This window comes from Streptomyces sp. NPDC002671, from assembly GCF_053592475.1.
On the sequence record NZ_JBSFVU010000001.1, the window covers coordinates 211,752 to 232,422 of the forward strand.

The 20,671-nt window shown below is 72.7% G+C and carries 19 protein-coding genes; 8 read left to right on the forward strand and 11 right to left on the reverse strand.

Translation table 11 applies throughout. From position 1 onward, the window contains the following. Position 1: 1 nt before the first annotated feature. On the reverse strand, positions 2 to 931 hold the full coding sequence (locus tag ACWD35_RS00970) for a LysR family transcriptional regulator (RefSeq protein ID WP_451348983.1): 930 nt from the start codon (positions 929 to 931) through the stop codon (positions 2 to 4). A 111-nt stretch (positions 932 to 1,042) separates the two neighbouring features. On the opposite strand from ACWD35_RS00970, the gene lpdA reads away from it, so the two are divergent. After that, positions 1,043 to 2,494, forward strand: a complete 1,452-nt coding sequence (gene lpdA, locus ACWD35_RS00975; RefSeq protein ID WP_451349311.1) for a dihydrolipoyl dehydrogenase — start codon at positions 1,043 to 1,045, stop codon at positions 2,492 to 2,494. Positions 2,495 to 2,632: 138 nt separating this feature from the next. Beyond that, positions 2,633 to 3,883 (forward strand): M14 family zinc carboxypeptidase, encoded by a 1,251-nt coding sequence (locus tag ACWD35_RS00980; protein ID WP_451348984.1) that lies wholly within the window; start codon positions 2,633 to 2,635, stop codon positions 3,881 to 3,883. A gap of 41 nt (positions 3,884 to 3,924) precedes the next feature. Here the strand turns inward: ACWD35_RS00980 and ACWD35_RS00985 are convergent, their stop codons facing one another. Further along, positions 3,925 to 4,341 (reverse strand): SSI family serine proteinase inhibitor, encoded by a 417-nt coding sequence (locus ACWD35_RS00985; protein ID WP_451348985.1) that lies wholly within the window; start codon positions 4,339 to 4,341, stop codon positions 3,925 to 3,927. Between the two features lie 76 nt (positions 4,342 to 4,417). Next, positions 4,418 to 4,972, reverse strand: coding sequence for a DUF1707 and FHA domain-containing protein (locus ACWD35_RS00990; RefSeq protein ID WP_451348986.1), 555 nt, complete (start codon positions 4,970 to 4,972; stop codon positions 4,418 to 4,420). A gap of 177 nt (positions 4,973 to 5,149) precedes the next feature. Here ACWD35_RS00990 and treZ point away from each other — a divergent pair, with 177 nt between their 5' ends. Next, positions 5,150 to 6,895 carry a malto-oligosyltrehalose trehalohydrolase gene (gene treZ, locus ACWD35_RS00995; protein ID WP_451348987.1) on the forward strand — a complete coding sequence of 582 codons (1,746 nt, stop codon included), beginning with the start codon at positions 5,150 to 5,152 and terminating at the stop codon, positions 6,893 to 6,895. A gap of 46 nt (positions 6,896 to 6,941) precedes the next feature. Here treZ and ACWD35_RS01000 read toward each other — a convergent pair whose 3' ends face one another. From ACWD35_RS01000 to ACWD35_RS01015, 4 genes are all read right to left on the reverse strand, one after another. Next, positions 6,942 to 7,850 (reverse strand): phosphotransferase family protein, encoded by a 909-nt coding sequence (locus tag ACWD35_RS01000; protein WP_451348988.1) that lies wholly within the window; start codon positions 7,848 to 7,850, stop codon positions 6,942 to 6,944. Between the two features lie 80 nt (positions 7,851 to 7,930). Beyond that, positions 7,931 to 9,052, reverse strand: a complete 1,122-nt coding sequence (locus ACWD35_RS01005) for an aminopeptidase P family protein (protein WP_451348989.1) — start codon at positions 9,050 to 9,052, stop codon at positions 7,931 to 7,933. 85 nt (positions 9,053 to 9,137) lie between these two features. Then, positions 9,138 to 9,692, reverse strand: a complete 555-nt coding sequence (locus ACWD35_RS01010; protein WP_451348990.1) for a PDZ domain-containing protein — start codon at positions 9,690 to 9,692, stop codon at positions 9,138 to 9,140. A gap of 109 nt (positions 9,693 to 9,801) precedes the next feature. Then, complete coding sequence (locus ACWD35_RS01015) at positions 9,802 to 10,665, reverse strand: LysR family transcriptional regulator (protein WP_451348991.1); 864 nt, start codon at positions 10,663 to 10,665, stop codon at positions 9,802 to 9,804. Positions 10,666 to 10,759: 94 nt separating this feature from the next. Between ACWD35_RS01015 and ACWD35_RS01020 the strand changes: the two genes are divergently transcribed. Continuing rightward, positions 10,760 to 11,482, forward strand: coding sequence for a CTP synthase C-terminal region-related (seleno)protein (locus ACWD35_RS01020; RefSeq protein ID WP_451348992.1), 723 nt, complete (start codon positions 10,760 to 10,762; stop codon positions 11,480 to 11,482). An 11-nt stretch (positions 11,483 to 11,493) separates the two neighbouring features. Here the strand turns inward: ACWD35_RS01020 and cyc2 are convergent, their stop codons facing one another. After that, positions 11,494 to 13,656, reverse strand: a complete 2,163-nt coding sequence (gene cyc2, locus ACWD35_RS01025; protein WP_451348993.1) for a germacradienol/geosmin synthase Cyc2 — start codon at positions 13,654 to 13,656, stop codon at positions 11,494 to 11,496. Positions 13,657 to 13,857: 201 nt separating this feature from the next. Here cyc2 and ACWD35_RS01030 point away from each other — a divergent pair, with 201 nt between their 5' ends. Beyond that, complete coding sequence (locus ACWD35_RS01030) at positions 13,858 to 14,658, forward strand: alpha/beta fold hydrolase (RefSeq protein WP_451348994.1); 801 nt, start codon at positions 13,858 to 13,860, stop codon at positions 14,656 to 14,658. Next, positions 14,655 to 15,917, forward strand: a complete 1,263-nt coding sequence (locus ACWD35_RS01035) for a cytochrome P450 (protein ID WP_451348995.1) — start codon at positions 14,655 to 14,657, stop codon at positions 15,915 to 15,917. Before ACWD35_RS01030 ends, ACWD35_RS01035 begins: the two co-directional genes overlap by 4 nt. Here the strand turns inward: ACWD35_RS01035 and ACWD35_RS01040 are convergent. The 3 genes from ACWD35_RS01040 to ACWD35_RS01050 form a co-directional block, all read right to left on the reverse strand. Next, complete coding sequence (locus tag ACWD35_RS01040; RefSeq protein ID WP_451348996.1) at positions 15,894 to 17,093, reverse strand: damage-control phosphatase ARMT1 family protein; 1,200 nt, start codon at positions 17,091 to 17,093, stop codon at positions 15,894 to 15,896. The genes ACWD35_RS01035 and ACWD35_RS01040 overlap by 24 nt on opposite strands. Positions 17,094 to 17,114: 21 nt before the next feature. After that, entirely contained in the window at positions 17,115 to 17,762 is a 648-nt protein-coding gene (locus ACWD35_RS01045) for a ScbR family autoregulator-binding transcription factor (protein ID WP_451348997.1), read from the reverse strand. Positions 17,763 to 18,217: 455 nt separating this feature from the next. Then, positions 18,218 to 18,868 carry a Tat pathway signal sequence domain protein gene (locus ACWD35_RS01050; RefSeq protein ID WP_451348998.1) on the reverse strand — a complete coding sequence of 217 codons (651 nt, stop codon included), beginning with the start codon at positions 18,866 to 18,868 and terminating at the stop codon, positions 18,218 to 18,220. A 621-nt stretch (positions 18,869 to 19,489) separates the two neighbouring features. Here ACWD35_RS01050 and ACWD35_RS01055 point away from each other — a divergent pair. Together ACWD35_RS01055 and ACWD35_RS01060 are read left to right on the forward strand one after the other, a co-directional pair. Then, positions 19,490 to 20,197, forward strand: a complete 708-nt coding sequence (locus ACWD35_RS01055) for a DUF6230 family protein (protein ID WP_451348999.1) — start codon at positions 19,490 to 19,492, stop codon at positions 20,195 to 20,197. 4 nt (positions 20,198 to 20,201) lie between these two features. After that, positions 20,202 to 20,666, forward strand: a complete 465-nt coding sequence (locus ACWD35_RS01060; protein ID WP_451349000.1) for a DUF6114 domain-containing protein — start codon at positions 20,202 to 20,204, stop codon at positions 20,664 to 20,666. The last annotated feature ends 5 nt before the right edge of the window (positions 20,667 to 20,671 follow it).

Sequence of the window (20,671 nt, forward strand, 5' to 3'; positions counted from 1 at the left end):
GTCAGGCGGATCGCCTGACGTCCGGGTACGCGCGCGTGGGTGACGCGCCGAGGGTGGGCCAGGTGGCGCACAGGAGGTCCACGAAAGCCTCGGCGGCTCCGGTGGGCGCCGCGCGCGCGTAGACGCTCAGGGGGCGTTTCCAGGGCGGGTCGGGGGTGAGCACCACGCAGTCCTCGCCGACCGCGCCGCGCACGATGTGGGCGGGCGCGGCGCACACCCCGACCCCGGCGGCGGCCATGCGCACGGCGGTGGAGGTGTGCTCGGTCCACACGGCGGTGCGCGGCCTGAACCCGGCCTTCCCGCAGGCCCAGTCGAGGAAGCGCTCACCGTGGACGACGGGTTCCATGGCGCAGCGGATCCAGGAGCGGTCGGCGAGTTCCGGGAGCGTCACCGTCGTACGGCCCGCGAGCCGGTCGTCGAACGGCACCACGAGGACGACCTCCTCCTCGCCGATCGGGACGACGGTGCCGGGCGGGTCGGCGGGCTCGGGTCCGACCGCGAGGTCGGCGGTGCCGCACTCCACGGCGTCCTCCAGGGCCTCGGTGGTGGCGTACTCGTGCAGGCGCAGCAGGACCTGGGGGTGGGTCGCCTGCCAGCGGGCGAAGACGTCGGGCATGGCGCCGACGGCGATGGAGTGCAGGGCCGCGACGTGCAGTTCGCCGCCCTCGGCGCCGGCGGAGGCGCGGGCCGCGCGGCGGGCCTGGGCGGCGCTGCGGACGGCGAGTTCGGCGTGCGGCAGGAAGGCACGGCCCATGGGAGTGAGGCGTACGCCGCGCGGGAGGCGCTCCAGCAGGGCGCCGCCGACCGACTTCTCCAGGGCCTTGATCTGGTGCGAGAGCGCGGGCTGCGTGACGTGCAGGGCGTCCGCCGCGCGCGTGAAGGACGCCTCGTGGACGACCGTCACGAAGTACTCCATCTGCCGCAGGCTCAACTCCCCGTCCTCCCCGTCCTCCCCGGAATCCCATAAAGACCCTGCATGGATTCCACAAGAACATTGCCTTGGACTCATGGCAAGGGGCGGGCGGAGGGTGGGGACATGACCATGAACACAGCGGACGTCATCGTGATCGGCGGCGGCACGGGCGGGTACAGCACCGCCCTGCGCGCCGCGTCCCTCGGCCTGGACGTCGTACTCGTGGAGCGCGACAAGGTCGGCGGAACCTGTCTGCACCGGGGCTGCATCCCGAGCAAGGCGATGCTGCACGCCGCCGAACTCGTGGACGGCATCGCGGAGGCGCGCGAGCGCTGGGGCGTGAAGGCCACGCTGGACTCGGTCGACTGGGGAGCCCTGGTGGCCACGCGGGACGACATCGTGGCGCGCAATCACAAGGGCGTGGAGGCGCATCTCGCGCACGCGGGCGTGCGGGTGCTGCGGAGCGGCGCACGGCTGACGGGGGCGCGCACGGTGCGGGTGGAAGGGGTGCGCACGGGCTCCACGCCGGGCGCGCGCGGCGAGTCTGTGCTCGGCGTGCACGACCTCACCGCGCGCCGTGGCATCGTCCTCGCGACCGGCTCGCGCCCGCGCACGCTCCCGGGGCTCGCGCCGGACGGGCGTCGCGTGGTGACCAGCGACGACGCGCTGTTCGCGCCCGGGCTCCCCGCGTCCGTGCTGGTGCTCGGCGGGGGCGCGATCGGCGTCGAGTACGCCTCCTTCCACCGCTCCATGGGCGCCGAGGTCACCCTGGTGGAGGCCGCCGACCGGATCGTGCCGCTGGAGGACGCCGATGTGAGCCGGCACCTGACGCGCGGCCTGAAAAAGCGCGGCGTCGACGTGCAGGCGGGCGCGCGGCTGCTGGACGCGGAGGTGCTGGAGAACGGCGTACGCGCGCGTGTGCGCACCGCGCGGGGCGAGACCCGGACGGTGGAGGCGGAGCGGCTGCTGGTGGCCGTCGGCCGCGCGCCGGTGACCGAGGGCCTGGACCTGGCCGCGGCCGGCCTGACGACGGACGAGCGGGGCTTCGTCGCACCGGCGGACTGGAACCGGCTGGAGACGGCCGTGCCCGGCATCCATGTCGTCGGCGATCTGCTGCCGCCGCCGTCCCTGGGCCTCGCCCACGCCTCGTTCGCCGAGGGCCTGCTGGTGGCGGAGACGCTGGCCGGGGTGCCGTCGGCGCCGGTCGACTACGCTGCCGTGCCCCGGGTGACCTACTCCTCGCCGCAGACCGCGGCGGTGGGCCTGGGCGAGGCGGAGGCACGCGCGCGCGGGCACGAGGTCGACGTCAACACGATGCCGCTGACCGCCGTCGCCAAGGGGATGGTGCACGGGCAGGGCGGCATGGTGAAGGTCGTCACCGAGGCCGGCGGCGGGCAGGTGCTCGGCGTGCACCTGGTCGGCCCGAACGTGTCGGAGATGATCGCGGAGAGCCAGCTGATCGTCGGCTGGGACGCCCAGCCGTCCGATGTGGCCCGGCATGTGCACGCCCACCCGACGCTGTCGGAGGCGGTGGGCGAGGTGTTCCTGACGCTCGCGGGACGCGGGCTGCACCAGCAGTGAACCCGTGGCGCACATCGGCCTGGCCGGCCGCCGTGGCATTGCGCCCGGGCGCCCCTCGGAGCCTCCCCCGCAGCGTGCTTGACAGTTCCCCCAGGCCGTGCGGCACTGGGAGGGCGAAGCCGGGCGGACTAGTCGGGGGTGAGTCTTCTGCCGGAGCTGCGCTACCCCAGCGTTCCCGAACTGGTCGCCTCCGCACGGGCGTTGGCTGCTCAGGAGCCCGCGCTGTGCGCGCTCAGACAGGTGGGCGCCTCCCGGGCCGGCCGCCCCCTGTACCTGCTGTCCGTGGGGCACGCGAGGCGGGCCGTGCTGGTGGTGGCGGGCGCCCATGCCAATGAGCCGACCGGCGGCTCCACACTCCGGGCACTGGCCGAACGGGTGCTGGCCGAACGGGAGTTGCGGGCGGACACCTCCTGGCACTTCCTGCTCTGCGCCGACCCGGACGGCGCGAGCCTGCATGTGACCCCGGCGCCCCGCAGCCTGCTCGACTACCACCTCGGCTTCTACCGGCCGACGGGCGCGGAGCAGCCGGAGTGGTCGCCCTCGGTCCTGCCGCCGGACCGGCTGCCGCCCGAGACACGGGCGCTGACGGGGGTCATCGACGAACTGCGCCCGTACCTCCAGGCGACCCTGCACGGCACCGATCTCGGCGGCAGCTGGGTGCAGTTGACGAAGGACGTGCCCGGCCTCGCCGAGCCGTTCGCCAAGTCCGCGGCGGAGCTGCACATTCCGGTGGAGACGGGCGCGTCGGACGCCGCGGGCTGGCCCGCCTCCGGCCCCGGGGTGCATGTGATGCCCGGCCCCGAGTCGGGCGTCGCCTACCCGAGCATGCCGGACGACGCCCGGCACAGCACCTGGTACCACGCGCACCGGTACGGCGGTCTGACGGCCGTGGTGGAGGTGCCGATGTGGGCCAGCGACCTGGTGGACGACCCGGCGCCGCATCCGGCCCCGGCGGCGGCGATACGGCGCCTCGCGCAGCGCCTGCTGCGGGACTCGCTGGAGGTGGAGCGGGCGCTCGTCGAGGCGCTGCCCCGGCTGGACGGTGCGGACGGGCCGCTGCTGCGGGCCACGCGGTGGGCCCTGGACCTGATCCCGGGCCTGGCGCAGGACTGGATCCAGACGCCGCCGGCCGACACGACGATGGCCTACGTCGGCAGCGTGGACGCGTTCGGGCGGCGGTTGCCGCTGCGCGCGGCGGCGATGCTGCTGCGGGTGCTGCGGGCGGCGGACGACCGTGCGGCGCCCGGGCTCGAACAGCTCGTCGCCACCTGGTGCGATGCCTTCGCGGAGCGCTTCCGGGCCCGCTGGGTGCCCTTGCAGCACCAGGTGGAGCACCAGTCCCGGACGGTCCTGGTCGCGGCGCAGCACGCGCGGGACCGGGCGGCGTGAGCCATCCGGACCCACACGCGCCCGGCCGCCAGTGGTCCGGGTCAGCCGTCCAGGGCGAAGACCGATCCCGTCCGCGCGTTCATGACGCACCTGCTGGAGAACGTCTCCCGGTAGACGACCTGCCGTCCGTTCCACTGCCCGCGCGCCTCGGCGGTCACGGGGGCGTAGATCATCGGGCAGAAGACGTCCTTGGCGGGGATGCGGGCGATGTTGCCGCCCGCCGCCGCGAGTGCGCCGCAGGCCTTGGCCGCCCGCGCGTGACGACTCTGCGGCGGGTCGCACAGCAGCAGGGCGCCGCGCGTGTCACCGGACTGTGCGTCGCCGCGGGTGACCGTGAAGTAGAGCCAGTTGCCGGGGACGTCGTCGCGGGCCGCCGCCCGGGCCGGTCCCGCGGCGAGGAGAGAGGCGGCGGCCAGCAGGGCGCCGGCCGCCGCTGTCGCTCGGGTGATGTAGGTCATGGCCGTTGCATCGGCACGGCGGCACGCGTTCCCCAGTCCGGCTCACCCGAACGGGACGCCCCCTCCGCGGGCGGGCTCAGCTCGCCGAGAGCCGGAACGCCATCCGTCCGAAGCCGACCTGGTCGCCCTCGCGGACGACGACGGCGCCGATCACCCGGCGGCCGTTGACGGTGGTGCCGTTGGTCGAGCCGAGGTCCCTGAGCACCCAGACGCCGCCCTGGAGGCTGAGTTCGGCGTGCACGCGGGAGACCGTCTCGTGGTTCAGGCGCAGCCCGTTCGCCGGGTCGCGGCCTATGCGCAGCCGCTGGGCGCCCGCCGGCTGGGGCAGCAGCAGCTTGGGCAGCCGTTCGGCCTGCCAGGCCCGGCGCAGCCGCACGGTGAAGCCGGAGACGGCCTCGACGGTGCCGAAGACGGCGCGCGCGAGACGGTTCTTCTCGCGGGGCAGGTCGGAGATGAGGGCGGCGAGTTCGTCCGCGCGGCGGGCAGCGAGCGCCAGCTCCATGCGGCGTACGAACGTGTCGTGCGACAGCCGGCCCATGGCGACGCCGTCACGCAGCACCTGCAGCGCCTTGTCGCGCTCCGCGTCGGACAGCCTCGCGGGGTACGTGGAGAACTCGAAAGACGACGTCACGCAGGTGATTGTCGGTCAGTGAACCCCGGGTGTCCAGAAAACGGAAAAGTGCGCCCACGCGCGCGTACGTTCACGACACCTGCCGGGAAAGGGCGGAATTCCGAAGCGTACGGATCGTGTTCGCGGCACGATGGAGGGGCTTGACATCACGTGTGGGCAGACGAAGGGGAACCGTCCGTGCAGTTCGAGGTGTGGGCACCGAAGGCAGACCGAGTGACGCTCCAGTGCGACGGCGCCACCCGCGCGTTGGAGCGCGATCCGGGGCGCAGTGGCTGGTGGACGGGGGAGGCGGAGGCGCGGGACGGTACCCGGTACGGGTTCGCGCTGGACGACGGCCCGGTGCTGCCCGACCCGCGCTCGCGCCGCCAGCCGGACGGCCCCGACGGCCTGAGCGCCGTGGTGGACCACGGGCGCTACGCCTGGCGTACGGCGTGGCCGGGGAGCGCGCTGCCGGGCGCGGTGCTCTACGAGCTGCACGTGGGCACGTACACCCGCGAGGGCACCCTGGACGCGGCTGCCGCCCGCCTCGAACACCTTGCGGAACTGGGTGTCACCCACATGGAGTTGATGCCCCTGAGCCCGTTCCCGGGGCGGCAGGGCTGGGGGTACGACGGGGTGTCGCCGTGGGCGGTGCACGAGCCGTACGGCGGCCCCGAGGCACTGAAGCGGTTCGTCGACCGGGCCCATGAACTCGGCCTGGGCGTCGTCCTGGACGTCGTGCACAACCATCTGGGCCCGTCGGGCAACCATCTGCCCGCGTTCGGGCCGTACTTCACGGACACGCACCACACACCCTGGGGCGCGGCGGTGAACCTGGACGCGCCCGGCTCGGACGAGGTGCGCGCGTACTACGTGGGCAGCGCGCTGGCGTGGCTGCGGGACTACCGGCTGGACGGGCTGCGGCTGGACGCGGTGCACGCGCTGCACGACACGCGCGCGTGCCACTTCCTGGAGGAGCTGTCGGCGGCCGTGGACGGCCTCGCCGGGGAGCTGGGACGGCCGCTGTTCCTGATCGCCGAGTCCGACCTGAACGACCCGCGGTACATCACCCCGCGCGCGGAGCACGGGCTCGGCGTGCACGCGCAGTGGAACGACGACTTCCACCACGCCCTGCACACCGCGCTCACCGGCGAGTCCCAGGGCTACTACGCCGACTTCGCGCGCGCCCCGCTCGCCGCGCTCGCCAAGACCCTCACCGGCGGCTACTTCCACGACGGGACGTACTCCAGCTTCCGGGGCCGCCGCCACGGCCGCCCGCTGGACCGCGCGCGGGTCTCCGCGCACCGGCTGCTCGGCTACGCGCAGACCCACGACCAGGTCGGCAACCGGGCCCAGGGAGACCGGCTTTCGGCGCTCCTCTCCCCCGGTCTGCTGGCCTGCTCGGCCACGCTCACGCTGACCGCGCCGTTCACGCCGATGCTGTTCATGGGCGAGGAGTGGGCGGCGGGCACGCCGTGGCAGTACTTCACCGACCACACGGACCCGCAGCTGGCCGATGCCGTACGGCAGGGCAGGCGGCGGGAGTTCGCGGCACACGGCTGGGCCGAGGAGGACGTACCCGACCCGCAGGACCCGGCGACCCGGGACCGCTCCTGCCTGGACTGGTCGGAACCGGAGACCGAGCCCCACGCGCGCGTGCTGGCCTGGTACCGGCAACTGCTCGCGCTGCGCCGGACGCAGCCGGACCTCACCGATCCCGACCTGGCCGACACGAAGGTGGCGTACGACGAGGAGGGGCGCTGGCTGGCCCTGCGGCGCGGGGACGTCCGGGTGGCGGTGAACCTGGGCAAGGAGCCCGCGGCGATCCCGCTGGGCACCGACCGGGTGGAGGTGCTCGCCGCCTGGGACCCGGTGGCGGCGCCGGGCCCGGACGGGCTGCTCCAGGTGCCCGGGGAGTCGTGCGTGGTGCTGATCCAGCCGTAGGGCCCTCAAGGCCCTGAGCCGGGCCCTGCGGTGCCTGCTCGGCGTCCTAGAACTCGGTCACCCGCTCCAGCAGGATCGGCTCCCAGGCCCGCCGCAGCTGGGTCCGCAGCAGCGCCAGGGAGCCGCCCGCGCGGCCGTCGATCTGGTCGGTGAGGCGGATGACGGTGTCGCAGCGGGCGAGCCACAGGCCACGCAGACAGGGGCGGGCGCCGTAGCCGGCCAGGGTGGCGGCGCGGACGGCCGCCGGGGAGCCTACGGCGACGGCGAGCCCGGCGATGTCCTCGGCGGGATCGCCGAGGGCCGCCGCGGTCCAGTCCAGGACGCCGCGCACCCGCCCGTCTGCGCTGACCACCACGTGCTCGCCGGTCAGGCCGTGGTGGGTGAGGACGGCGGTGCCGGGCTGGGCGGCCAGCTGGGCCGCGCCGGGCGGGGTGAGCTGGTGCAGCCGGGCCGCGTCGAACTCGTCGGCGGCATCGAGCCGTTCGGCCGCGTGCACGGCCATTCTGCGCAGCGCCTCCAGGGAGCGCGGGGCGGTGCGCGGCACGCCGAGCGTCTCGGCCTGCCGTACGGGTACCGAGCGCAAGCCGGTGAGCAGGCCCGCGAGGTCGGCCTCGCCGACGGCGGAGACGTCGTGCGCGTCGGCCGTGCCGCCGGGCACCAGGGTGTCGAGGGTGTAGGCGAGCCCGGGTGCCCAGTCACCGTGCGCGACGCTGGTCGGGACGGCGACGGGCACGTGCGGGCGCACCAGGTCGCGCAGGCGCAGTTCGCGGCGGCGCAGTGCGGCGGCCTCGCGGTCGGGGGCGAGGCGCAGCACATGGCGGGAGCCGACCCACCAGGTGTGCTCACGGCCCGCCGCGACGGGCCGCACGTCTGGCTCCTGTGTGCCGCTCTCCCCGAGCAGCGGGCGAACCAGTCTGCGGACGGTGTCCGCGGTGGGAGTCGGTGCCTGGGTCATGGGTCGCGCGTTCGCCGTTCCGGAATGTCGTCGAGGTGGCTCTTGAGCCGCTATAGGCCCTCCAGCCTCTTTGTGGCTTCTCAGTCCACTATGACCATCTCACGGGTGGTGTTGTTGAACCGGCGTCCGCCGTCCTCGGTCACGGTGACGATGTCCTCGATGCGCACCCCGAAGCGGCCGGGCAGATAGATGCCGGGCTCCACGGAGAAGCACATGCCGGGCACGAGGGGCTGCTCCTCGCCCTCGATCATGTACGGCGGCTCATGCGTGGTGACGCCGATGCCGTGCCCGGTGCGGTGGATGAAGTACTCGCCGTACCCGGCGTCGGTGATCACCGCGCGGGCGGCGCGGTCGACCTCCTGGCAGGCGACGCCCGGCCGTACGGCGTTGAACCCCGCCTCCTGGGCGGCGCGCACGATGTCATGGACGGTGCGCTCCTCCGCGGACGGCCCGCCGACGTGCACCGTGCGGGTGGTGTCGGAGCCGTAGCCGTCCTTGAGGCCGCCGAAGTCGAGGACGACCATGTCGCCGTGCTGGATGACGCGGTCGCCGACCTCGTGGTGCGGGTTGGCGCCGTTGGGGCCCGAGCCGACGATGGTGAAGTCGACCTGGGAGTGCCCGAAGCGGCGCAGCAGGTCCGCGAGGTCGTGGCCGACGTCGGACTCGCGGCGTCCGGCGAAGGGAACTTTCCGGATCTCCTCGAACGCCTGGTCGGCAGCAGCTCCGGCGGCGGCCAGGAGTTCCAGTTCGGCGGCGTCCTTGACCGCGCGCAGCATGGGCAGGGCGTCGGTGAGGGCGGCATAGGAGGTGCCGGGCAGGGCCCGCTGGAGGCCGAGCAGGTGCATGGCCCAGGTGTTGTCGCTGATGCCGAACCGGCCGTCGCGGTCGAGGAGGGCGGCGGTGACGGCGTAGGGGTCCTTGCCGTCGGTCCAGTCGCGCAGGGTGAGCGCGGAGGCGCCGGCCGCGTGCTCGGCGTCCGGGGCCTCCAGGGTGGGCACGACGAGGACGGGGTCGTGCCCGGGGGTGAGGACCAGCACGGTGAGCCGTTCGGTGACCGCGGTGGGCGTGTATCCGGTCAGCCACACCATGTCCGGTCCCGGCGCCACGAGCAGGCCCGCGAGGCCCGCGTCGGCCGCGGAGCGCGCGGCACGCTCCATTCGGGCGCGGTAGTCGTCGGCGGTGAAGGGCGCGTGACCGGTCATCCGGGCCTCCGAGCGCGGGTCGGGAACGGCATGGGGCCATCATGGCGCGTGCGGCGGAGGGTGACCAACGGGATATCGCCGGGGCTCAGGTCACCACGGCCAGAACCGCCGTCAGCTGCTGGTAGCCACCACTGTGGTGGCGGACGGTGAGGGTCACCGCCGTGCCGGGGCGGGCACGGGCGACGGCCCGGGCGAGGTCGGCGGCCGAGTCGACGCGCGTGCTGCCGAGCTGCAGCAGGACGTCCCCGCGGACCAGGCCGGCCGTGAAGCCGGGGCCGGGCACGTGGACGCCCACCACCAGGGCGCCGGCCTTCTCCGCGTCGACGGCCTCCAGGCCCAGCGTGGCCGCGGGCGTCGCCCGGGCGGTGCCGGGAGCCGTGGCCCTGGTGGGCAGCGCGTGCGGCGGGGTGTGGCGTTGCAGGTCGGCGAGCCTGCCGAGCCCGATGACCGTGGCGCCGACGGTGCCGACGCCGACGCCGGAGAGCACCAGGACGGTGCCGATGAAAAGGCCGAACAGCAGGGTCCTGAGCCGCCGGCCGCGCCTGCGCGTCGCGTGCGGGCGCCGGACGGGGACGGGGACGCCGCCCTCCCTGCGGTCCTGGCCGGGCATGGGCTTGGGACGCAACACAGTGTGTTCCATGGTTCGCTCACCTCCAGCTGGTGCTCTACCCGGGGCGCCCGGCCGTGACGAGACACGAACGAGTGAGACTGGACGGAGGGTGGCGGAGGGTAGCCATGACGACGGGGGCTCAGCCGCCGGTCAGCCGGCGCACCAGTTCCGCCGCGGCTCCGGCGGGCGTGCCGCCGTACACGAGTTCCGTGCGGTGCACCAGGCGCGGTGCGGTGAGCGGGACGGCGACCGTGCCCGGGACCCCGGTGGCCGTGGTGTGCGGCAGCAGGGTGAGGCCGTGCCCGGCCGCGGCGAGGGCGGTGAGGGTGCGCACGTCGGTGCCCTCGTAGCGCAGTCCGGGGCGGAAGGCGCCGCCGCCGTTGGCCGCGCGCAGGTGGGCGAGCGGGAGGGTCACGTCGGGGGCGTCCAGCCAGCGGGCGTCGGCGAGGTCGCCGAGCCGCAGACCCGGCCGGGCGGCGAGGGGGTGTCCGGCGGGCAGCAGCACACTGACGGGTTCCTCGGCGACGCCGTGCGTGGTCAGCGGCGCCACGTCGGGCAGCCGCAGCGGATCGCTGGGCGCGGCCGGCCCGTCGACGAGTCCGAGGTCGGCGGTGCCGGTGGCGACGGCGGCCGGGATCTCGTCGCGGGCGAGGACGCGCAGGGTCACCCCGGCCCGCGGGAGGGCGGCGAGGACGTGTGCGGCGAGCGCGGTCGGGGTGGTGGCGAGGGTGAGGCCGTGGGCCGGTGCGGCGGCCATGCGGACGACGTCGGCGCGGGCCGCGTCCAGGCGCAGCAGCAGCGGCCCCGCGTGCTCCAGGAGCCGCTCTCCGGCTGCCGTGGGCGTGACCGGCCGCCGGGTCAGCAGCGGTGCGCCCAGGTCCTGTTCGAGCGCGGCGATGTGCTGGGAGACCGCGGACTGGGTGTAGCCCAGCTCGCGCGCGGCCTCCGAGAAGGAGGCGAGGCGGGCGACGGTGACGTACGTGCGCAGCAGGTGCGGGTCCATGCGGACGAGGATCCCATGTGCATCAGCAACGCTTATCGACGGAGCGGGAATCATCGTTGGACGTGAACGCGGGGGCCCGCGGAGGATGAGGGCCATGACGAACACCGCCACCATCGCTCTGGTCGGGGACCGCTCCCCGAACGTCGTTTCGCACACCCGGATCCCGCTGCTGCTGGACGCCCTCGCCGAACGCGACCGCCTCGTGCTGGACGCCTACTGGATCCCGAGCGAGGACGCGGAGGCGGAGGGCGCGGTACGCGGCTTCGACGCCGTGTGGGTGCCGCCGGGCAGTCCGTACCGCAGCGAGGCAGGAGTGCTCGCGGCCGTCCGGACCGCGCGGGAGGAGGGCATCCCGTTCCTGGGCACGTGCGCCGGCTTCCAGCACGCGCTGCTGGAGTACGCCCGGAACGTGTGCGGGCTGACCCGGGCAGCGCACGCCGAGAACGACCCCGGTGCCGAGGACCCGCTCATCGAGGCGCTCGCCTGTTCACTGGTGGGCCACGAGGCCGCGGTGGTCCTCGAACCGGGTTCGCTCGCGGAGTCCGTCATCGGCTCGGCGCGCACGGTCGAGCGGTACTTCTGCGCTTACGGCCCCGCACGCCACCTCGACACACTGAGCGCACACGGGCTGCGGTTCTCCGGGCACGACGAGGACGGGCAGGTCCGGGTCGCCGAACTGCCGGGCCACCCCTTCTTCCTGGCCACGCTGTTCCAGCCGGAGCTGGCCGGCGACGGCTCGCGCCCGCACCCTGTCGTACGGGCACTGGCGCGAGCCGCGGCCGGGCATGCGGCGGCCCGGGCGGTTCAGGCCGTGTGACCTACTTCCGGTCAGCCGAGTGCCGGCACCGGCACGGCGGGTGCGCGGTCGGGCAGGAAGCCGTGCGAGCGCCGGCCGAGCCACTCGGCCTTGTAACGGTCGACGTTGCGGTGCCAGTTCAGTATGCCCGCCAGCCAGTTCTGCAGATCGGCGACGTAGCCGGCCATGGCGGTGCGGGCCTCGGCCGACAGCGCGAAGTCGTCGTAGAGGACCGGCAGTTCGTTGGCGATGACGTGCTCGAACTGCTCCATGCGCTGGGTCATCAGATCGTGGACGACGGCGAGCGCGGCCGGGTAGTCCACGCCGAAGAAGTTCTGCACGACGAGGATGGCGTTGTGGATCTCGCCCTCGTACTCGATCTCCTTCTGGTACGAGAAGACGTCGTTGAGCAGGCAGGCGTAGTCCATCGCGGCGTTCTCCAGGGAGCGCACCGGCCCGCTGCGGTACACCTCGGGCGGGATCGCCGGGCCCTGGCCCATCCGGGCGAGGCTCAGGGTGAGGTCGGAACCGAAGGTCGAGCGCCGCATCTCCAGGTAGTCCACGGGGTCGGGGACACGGTTGTGCAGCTGGTTGGAGAGTTCCCACACCCAGCTCTCGGTCATGGTGTCCACGGCCGCCTTCAGGGTGCGCCGCTGTTCGGCGCTCATCCCGGCGGTCGTGCGCGCCCACAGGTCGATCAGCCCGCGTTCCATGGCGTTGGCGGGGGCGGGGGGCGGCTCGCCCTCGACGGGCATGCACCGGGACAGCCGCTCGGTGGTCAGCCGGGCGGCGGCGAGGTCGCGCCGGTGGCCGTACACCAGCGGGTAGTAGTCGTCGCCGTAGGTCCCCCAGGCGAGCCACTGCGCGCTGAGGCCGAGGGCCTCGGGGGTGGCGTCCGGGTCCAGACCGGCGGAGCAGAGCGCGAGGTCGGCGGCGGCGAGCTTGTCCTCGTCCCAGACGCCCTCCTGGAGGATGCCGATCCGGTGCGACCACACCAGGAGGTTCGCGCGGGCGTCGTCGAGGTGGCGGCTCAGCTCCAGCCTGAAGGGCATGTGGAAGTCGGGCAGCCGGGAGGGGCCGACCTTCTGGTACGGCACGTGGGAGTGGGCGCGCAGTCGCTCCTGCGCGGCTGTGGCGAGCAGCGCGCCGATGCCGGCGGCGGACAGTCCGGGGCCGCTCGGGATCTGCCAGGGCGAGCTCGCGCGGGCGCCCTGGTTCATGTAGCGGCTGGAGCGCAGGTGCCATTCGTGGCCGCCGGACTGCCAGTCCTGAAGTCCCTTGGTGTAGGCGGCGACCGCCGCGACCTCGGCCGGGCCTAGGCCCTTCTCCACGGCGACGGCGGGCACTTCGGTGAGCGCGGTGTGCTCGAACTGGTGCAGCCGGGAGGTGAGGACGTCGTTGACGGTGTCGGCGGCCTCCTGCGTGGTGCAGCCGAAGAACTTCTCCAGGACGAGCACGCCGTTGCTGTTCTCGCCCTCGTCCTCGACCTCGCGCTGGTAGGAGAACAGGTCGTTGCGCAGGTGGACGGCGTCGGAGAACGTCTCCATGAGCACCCGGAGCGGCCGGGTGCCGGCGACGGCTGCGGGCACCTCGGCGGTGGCGTACTCCACGAGCCCCGCCGACCAGGGGGCGCCGCCCACCTTGCGGCGCATCTCGATGTACTCGACCGGGTTGGCGATCCGGCCCTCGTTGATGTTGGACAGCTCCCACAGGGACTCGTTGAGCAGGTGCTCGGTGGCGACGGCGAACCGGCGGCGCCAGTCCACGGACATCGCCGGCACCGTGCGCTGCCACAGGTCCTTCAATCCCGCCTCGACGGGGTTCTCCGGTTCCGGTACGGGAGTTGCGAGGTCCAGTGGCATGAACAGCGGGAGGCGGTCGAGGTGAGCCTTGCCGGCGGCGCGGTCCTGGGTGCGCTTGAACATGTCGAGGAAGTGGTCGTCGAAGAAGAACACCCACACGTACCAGTCGGTGATCAGCGAGAGGGCGGGTCCGGCGCAGTCGGGGTGGGTGTAGGAGCACAGGAGTCCGTAGTCGTGCGCTTCGAGGTCGGCCTGGTCCCAGATCCCGGAGCCCTCCAGCATGCCCATCTCGCGCGCCCACGCCGTCGAGTGGGCGCGAGCCTCGTCCAGATGCGGGTTGAGCCGCGCGGGATACGGCATGTAGAAGTGCGGGAGTTCGAACGGCTGCGTCATGGCCGGGGCCCTACCCGTGCCCTCGGACACCCATCCTCGACGCGGGACATGATCACACCATTGCGTGAACCGGGAGCGAAACCGGGAACTCCCGCCTGGATGTGTGACGTTGACGCACACAGCCGCGCTCGTGCCCTCCCCCGCGTTCTTGCCCTCCTCCGCGCTCTTGCCGAGCCCCCGCGCGCGGGCCAACGTATGCGCATGACCTCCTTCGTGCTGCCCCATGAGGTGCACGGCGACGGCGCCCACAAGGTGTTCGCCGTGCACGGCTGGTTCGCCGACCGGACCGCCTACGCCGCCGTACTGCCGGACCTCGACCGCACCGCCTTCACCTACGCGCTGGTCGACCTGCGCGGCTACGGCGAGGCCCGGGACACGGCGGGCTCGTTCACGACGGCCGAGGCGGCCGTGGACCTGGTGGAGCTGGCCGACCGGCTGGGCTGGGAGCGGTTCTCGGTGATCGGGCACTCCATGGGCGGCGCGGTGGCGCAGCGGCTGCTCCGCCTCGCCCCGCACCGGCTGCGCCGGATCGTGGGCGTCTCCCCCGTGCCCGCCTCGGGGATGCCGTTGGCCGGCGAGCAGGCCGCGCTGTTCACGGACGCGGCGCACCGGCCGGAGAACCGGCGCGCGATCATCGACTTCACCACCGGGAACCGCCGGCCCGCCGCCTGGCTCGACCGGATGGTCGCGCGCTCGCTGGAGCGCAGCGACGCGAAGGCGTTCCGGGCCTGGCTCGACTCCTGGGCGGGCGACGACTTCCGCTCCGACGTCGAGGGCAGCGAGGTCCCGGCGCTGGCCGTGGCCGGTGAACTGGATCCGGCGCTGTCGCCGGCGGTCATGCGGCAGACCTGGCTGTCCTGGTACCCGCGCGCGCAGCTCAGCGCGCTGCCCGGCGCCGGGCACTACGCCATGGACGAGACCCCGCTGGAGCTGATCCGCACCGTGGAGGACTTCCTGCGTGCGGACGAGGCGGACGAGGCGGCCTTGGGCGAGCAGGCGTGAACGTGCGCGAGGTCCCGCCGGTGCCGGACGTCTTCGACCCGCGCCGGTACGCGGCCGGGGTGCCGTACGCCGACTACCGCGTGCTGCGCGACCACCATCCGGTGGCCTGGCAGGAGGAGCCAGAGGTGCTGGGCTGGCCGGCCGGGCCCGGGTTCTGGGCGGTGACCCGGCACACCGACGTCGTACGCGTGCTCAAGGACTCGGCGACATACTCCTCGTACCTGGGTGCGACCCAGATCCGGGACCCCGATCCGGACGATCTGCCGTTCATCCGGCGCATGATGCTCAATCAGGATCCGCCACACCACGGGCGGTTGCGGCGCCTGGTGAGCCGGGCGTTCACGCCCGGCCGCATCGACCGGTTCGCGGACGTCGCGCGCGAGCGGGCGCGCACGCTGCTGGCGGGGGCGCTCGCTCAGGCACGCGCGGGCGACGGCACGGCCGATCTGGTGGCCGCCGTCACCGACGAGTACGCCCTGCTCAACCTGACCGACCTGCTGGGCGTTCCGGACAGCGACCGGCGGCTGCTGCTGGACTGGACGCACCGGGTCATCGGCTACCAGGATCCGGACGAGGCCGGTACCCCGGTGCTGGACGAGGCGGGCAAGCCGGTCAACCCGCGTTCGCCGGCGATGTTGGCCGATATGTTCGCCTACGCCCGACAGTTGACTGTATACAAACGACAGTATCCCGCCGACGACATCATGACGACCCTCGCCCAGGACCCCGAACTCGCCGAGGCCGAGCTGGAGATGTTCTTCTTCCTGCTCACGATCGCCGGCAACGACACTGTGCGCAGCGCGGCGCCCGGCGGGCTGCTGGCACTGGCGGAGCACCCGGAGGCGTACGAGCTGCTGCACGCCGGCAAGGTCGGCCTACCGTCCGCGGTCGACGAGCTGCTGCGCTGGCATCCGCCGGTGCTGACCTTCCGCCGTACGGCCGAGCGTGACACCGAGCTGGCGGGGCAGCGGATCCGGGCGGGCGACAAAGTGGTGGTGTTCCACGCCTCCGCCAACCGGGACGAGCGCGTGTTCACCGACCCCGGCCGGCTCGACCTCGCCCGCACACCCAACCCGCACGTCTCCTTCGGCGACGGTCCGCATGTCTGCCTGGGCGCGCACTTCGCCCGGCTGCAACTGCGGCTGCTCTATGAGGAGGCGCTACGCGTGCTGCCCGCACCACGGCTCGCCGGGCCGCCCGGACGGCTCGTGTCGAACTTCATCAACGGCCTCAAGTCACTGCCCCTGCACCTCGCTTGACGGGCTCACCTGGATCAGAGCGTGCGTGCCCGAGGTACGCCAGCCCTGTCCTTCCGCCGCGGCCAGGGCGGCCTCGGTGTCCGCGGACAGGCCGGTGACGACGTCGGACTTCAGGGTGCGCAGGGCGACGACCGGGCCGGGGAAGTAGGCGGTCGCCCACTGGAAGGAGGTGGTGGGCGGCCACATCCGGTCGCCCACCAGGCGGCGGTAGTTGAGGTCGCCCTTGACGACGGTCAGGGCGGCCGAGCCGAACTCGGCGCGCAGGTCGTCGGGCAACTCGGCGTACGGCAGCGGGGCGCAGGAGAAGGGGTGGGCGCGCACGGTGAGGCGGCCGTCGGCCGTCGCCGCCCAGAGAGAGCGCCCGTAATCGGCGGCGGCGCCGGGCGCGGCGCGGATCCGGTGCAGGGCGTCGATCACGTCGGCGGTCGTGGCGTCGGAGACGTAGTACGGGTACGGCTTGATGTGCAGCACCGCGCGCGCGATCCGCCCCTCGGCGAGGAGGTGGGCGATCAGGAGCAGGTCGGGGATGAGTTCCCGGCCCGCGTTGTCCGCGACGAGGCAGAGCGTGCCGGTGCCGGCGGGCGGCAGCAGCGACCACAGGGTCTCGCTGTCGTCGGCGACCAGTCCGGGGACCGGCTCCCCCGCCTCGGCACCGGCGGCGGAGAGCCGGAAGCCGAGGTCCGCGCGGTTGCCCCACAGCGAGCCGTGCAGCAGGGCGCGGGCGCGCTCCCGCTCCGGGCGGTCCCGCAGTTCGTCGAGCGCGGCGAGTTCCTCGTCGGTCTCCGGGGCGTCGAGTTCGGCGCGTTTGAACGGGCGGAAGGGGTCGATGCCCTGCCAGGCGCCCGGCCCGAAGTACCCCACGGCGTCCAGCAGCCGGCGGTAGAAGTAGCTCTCGGACCACAGCCAGGGCACGTCGAACCAGGACCGTCCGACGTAGCCGTCCAGGCCCCAGTCGCGCCAGTGATCCCGGTCGGGCTCGTCGGCGGCAAGGGGCTCGATCACGCCGTCGGTGCAGCTTTCGAGCAGCGCGTCGAGCGCGCCGTGCTGCGTGGGGCCGTACGGGAAGGCGTCCCTCACCTGCCGGATGATCGCGGGGTGCCGCTCGGCCAGCACGCTGTGCGGGAAGGAGCCGGGCTCGTTGCCGAAGATCTCGGGTGCTAGGAGGGCGTCGGGCATGCCGTCACCGTATCGCGCGAGTCAGGCGGCTCTGGTCTCCCGCTCCAGCTGCGTGGCGAGCGTCAGATAGCGGGGGCGGCGGGGCACCGGGACCACACCGCGGATCATCAGATGCCACATCTCGGCAACCCTGCGGGGCAGCCGGCCGACCGGCTCGATGGTGCGGACGGCGACGCGGGTGCCGATGAAGAAGCAGACGAGGGAATGGGCGACGGCGCCCGCGTCGATGTCGGAGTGCACGTCGGCCTCCTTCACGGCGACCCTCAGTTTCCGCGTGGCGAATTCCAGCCACTCGATGAAGGGATGCGTCAGGTCCGGCTTCATGGCGATGTCCGCGGCGGCCAGGCGGAGTCCGGCGCGCGGCACCGGGTCGTCCACGGCGAGCCGGGCGATCCCGAAGGTGGTGCGCATCAGGGACTCCAGCGCGGAGCAGCCACGGCACTCGGCCTCGGCCACCACCCGCTGCGCGGCTTCGGCGTGCAGCTGCAGGATGGCGCGCGCCAGGTCCTCCTTGGCCGCGAAGTGGAAGTACAGGGCGCCCTTGGTGATCTTCGCGTGGCCGACGATGTCGCTCAGGCTGGTGGATTCGTAGCCGTGCCGGTCGAACAGATCGGCGGCGGCCGTGATGATCGTTGCCCGGGTCTGCTCAGCGCGCAACTGCCTCGCCATGATCGGACCCCTCCTTGCGACATCAACCGACGGGACATGCGGTTTGTTTTAACCCCTCGCATACGATAACTCACCGAACGGCAGGAGGGGTTCCCGGCGTCGGAATCCGTGACAACGATGCACCCGTGGCGTACGCGACACCGGCTCACGAGCAAAGATCCACAAGTGGACGGCGCCAGAACCCGCTTCCGCCTCAGGACTTGACCGATACCGGAAGCCCCCGGGCGGCAGCGCTCCGCATCCGTGAGGGCCTCTGCGCAGGGCCGAGAATCCCCTCCCCGACGGACCTCAGGCGATCACTAAACCAACTTACCAGTCGGTTTCTCTCGACCCCGGCCACAGAACGCTGCAAAATGCACAATAACGCTCCAGAACAGCAGGACGCCGGACACGAACTGATCGTGTCCGGCGTGGTGTTCTGTCAGCTCACGAGCTGGACGCTGCTGTTACGGCACTCAGTTGACGTAGACCCGAGCGCCGCCGGTGGTGACGGGTGCGTACTTGGCACTGAAGTAGGCGCTGGCGAAGCACAGCGACGAACCCGAGGTCTTGTTGAACTGCTGGCTGGAGAAGGTGATGCTGCCGTCGGCGTTGCCGGCAGTGCCGTTCAGGCCCGACCCCTGGTAGACGCAGGTGACGGTGCCCAGCAGAGTGCGCAGCGAGACCGTGGCCTGGATGCTGGAGCCGGCGGGCGGCGTGACCTTGAGGGTGCCGTCTGAGGCGACCGTCGCGCCATAGGGCAGGTGGTCGATCGTGATGCCGTTGACGCCGGTCACGCCGGTCACGTTACTCGCGCACGAGGCGGGGTCGAAGGTGTGCGCGGTGACCGACTCGGTGGCGGTGCCGGGCGCCGTCGGGTTGCTGGTGACGGTCGCGGTGAACTGGGACTTGGTGCACTTGATGCCGCTGGTGCCGGTCGGGCTGGAGTAGAACGTGGCCGAGGTGCCGGTGGCCAGCGGTGCGGTGACACTGGCGCCGACCGCGACGGCGGTGCCGCCGACGCTGCCGGTGGTGAGGACCGCGCTCGCCGCCGAGGCGGGGGTGGCCACGGTGAGCGCGAGCGCGCCGGCGGTTGCGGCGAGGACGAGTAAGGAACGCGTACGCATGCGGGTGCCTCTCTCTTCTGAGGTGGGGTGAAGTGAGTGGGGGGTGGCGGGCTTGCGTGCGATGCCGTCGTCGCCGGCCCGTGACGCCTTCTCCGTGCGCGACGGGACGGGCGGCGACGGCAGACCGGACACCTGCCGCAGGACTCCGGAGGAGGGCCGGCGGCAGGGCCGGACGAAAGAGGCGGCCGGACAAGAGCCGCTGGGGAAACGCGACCGTGGCGACCGTGCCGAAGCCGAGCTGATGCGGAGCGGTAGCTGGAAACGCGGAGCGGTTGCTGCAAGAGGGCCGGGAAAGCGGCCGGCGCCGCTCGGCGGATCCGGCGCCACGGATCCGGTGAAACAGGGAGAGTTGTAGACCTGATCAACCATCAGCGTCAAGGACTGTAAGGCGAGTTGATGCAAGAAGATGCCGCTCGCGCATATCCCGCACTCTTTTTCCACAACTCCCTTGACCCCTCAATGTAACCGGCGGTAACTTCCTGAAGGCTACTGTCGCGTAACCTGAATCCCTTTGCGTCCACCGGGAGTTGTGAGGGGGCGTGCGCGACAGCCGCAGTCCGCGCCAGGACATTCGCGCCACTGAAGCCCAACCCGCATTGACCTATGCCCATGGGAGCAGACATGGCCTCGTCCTCGGACGTCCCGTCCACCGGCAACACCCCCGACACCCCGGACAGCGATGCAGCGTCCGAAGCCCTGAGAACCTCCGAGTCCGGGGCCGCCACCGCCGGCGGCATAAGACGCGGGCGGGTCCGGGCGCGCCGGGCCGCGGTGATGGCGGTGCCCGCCACGCTGGTCGCCGCGAGCCTCGCGGTCCTGACCGCGCAGGGCGCACTCGGCGTGCAGTTCGCGATCTCCGGCATGCCGTTCACCGTCACCGCGACCGACCTCCAAGGCACCGGCTTCGAGCAGTTCGGCGGGCTCGACAACATGGCGGACGGCAGCCCCAACGCCGGGGACACCGGCGGACAGGTGCTGATCGTCACCTCCGCGATCAAGAACGCCACGCTCACCAAGCTGTGCCAGAGCGTCGACCTCGGCGGCACCAACCTTCTGATCACCGCGGGCAGCGGCGACAGGAAGGTGACCGCGCGCGACCTCACCACCGACTCGACCGAGCTGTCGGGCGACGCGGCGTTCAACAACATCGAGATCGGCAACGACGCCAGCACGCTCGACAAGGCGAACGCGAAGGGCCCGATCGGCGTCTTCAGCCAGCAGGCCGACACCGTACACATCGCCAACCTGCGGCAGACCAACTACGCGACCACCGCTGGCGTGTTCAAGCTGCCGGGGCTCAAGCTCCGCTTCAGCGGCTCGGGCTGCTGAGCCGATGCCGGACCGTCCACGTCAGGAACTGAGACCCGCCTTCCGCAGGTGGCGGGCCCGCCGGCCGTTCTGGGGCGGGCTGCTGCTGGCCCTGGGCGGCGGCGAGATCCTGTTCACCGAGAAAGCCTCGATGAAGGTCGTGATGCACATCGGCATGCAGGGCCTGGCCGGCTATCTGCTGCCGGGCCTCATGCTGCTGCTGGGCCTGCTGATCCTCTTCAACCCCGCCCAGCGGCTCTTCTACTCCATCACCGGCGTCCTGCTGTCCCTGGGCACCTGGATCACCTCGAACCTGGGCGGCTTCTTCCTCGGCCTCCTCTTCGGCGTCATCGGCAGCTGCCTCGCCTTCGGCTGGCTGCCCGACCAGGAACCCCGGATGAGCCGCCGGAAACACCGCAGGCTGGCGCGCGCGGCGGCCACTCAGTTGGCGGCGGAGGCTGCTCAGAGCCCGGTGGCCGGCGGATCCTGAGCTGT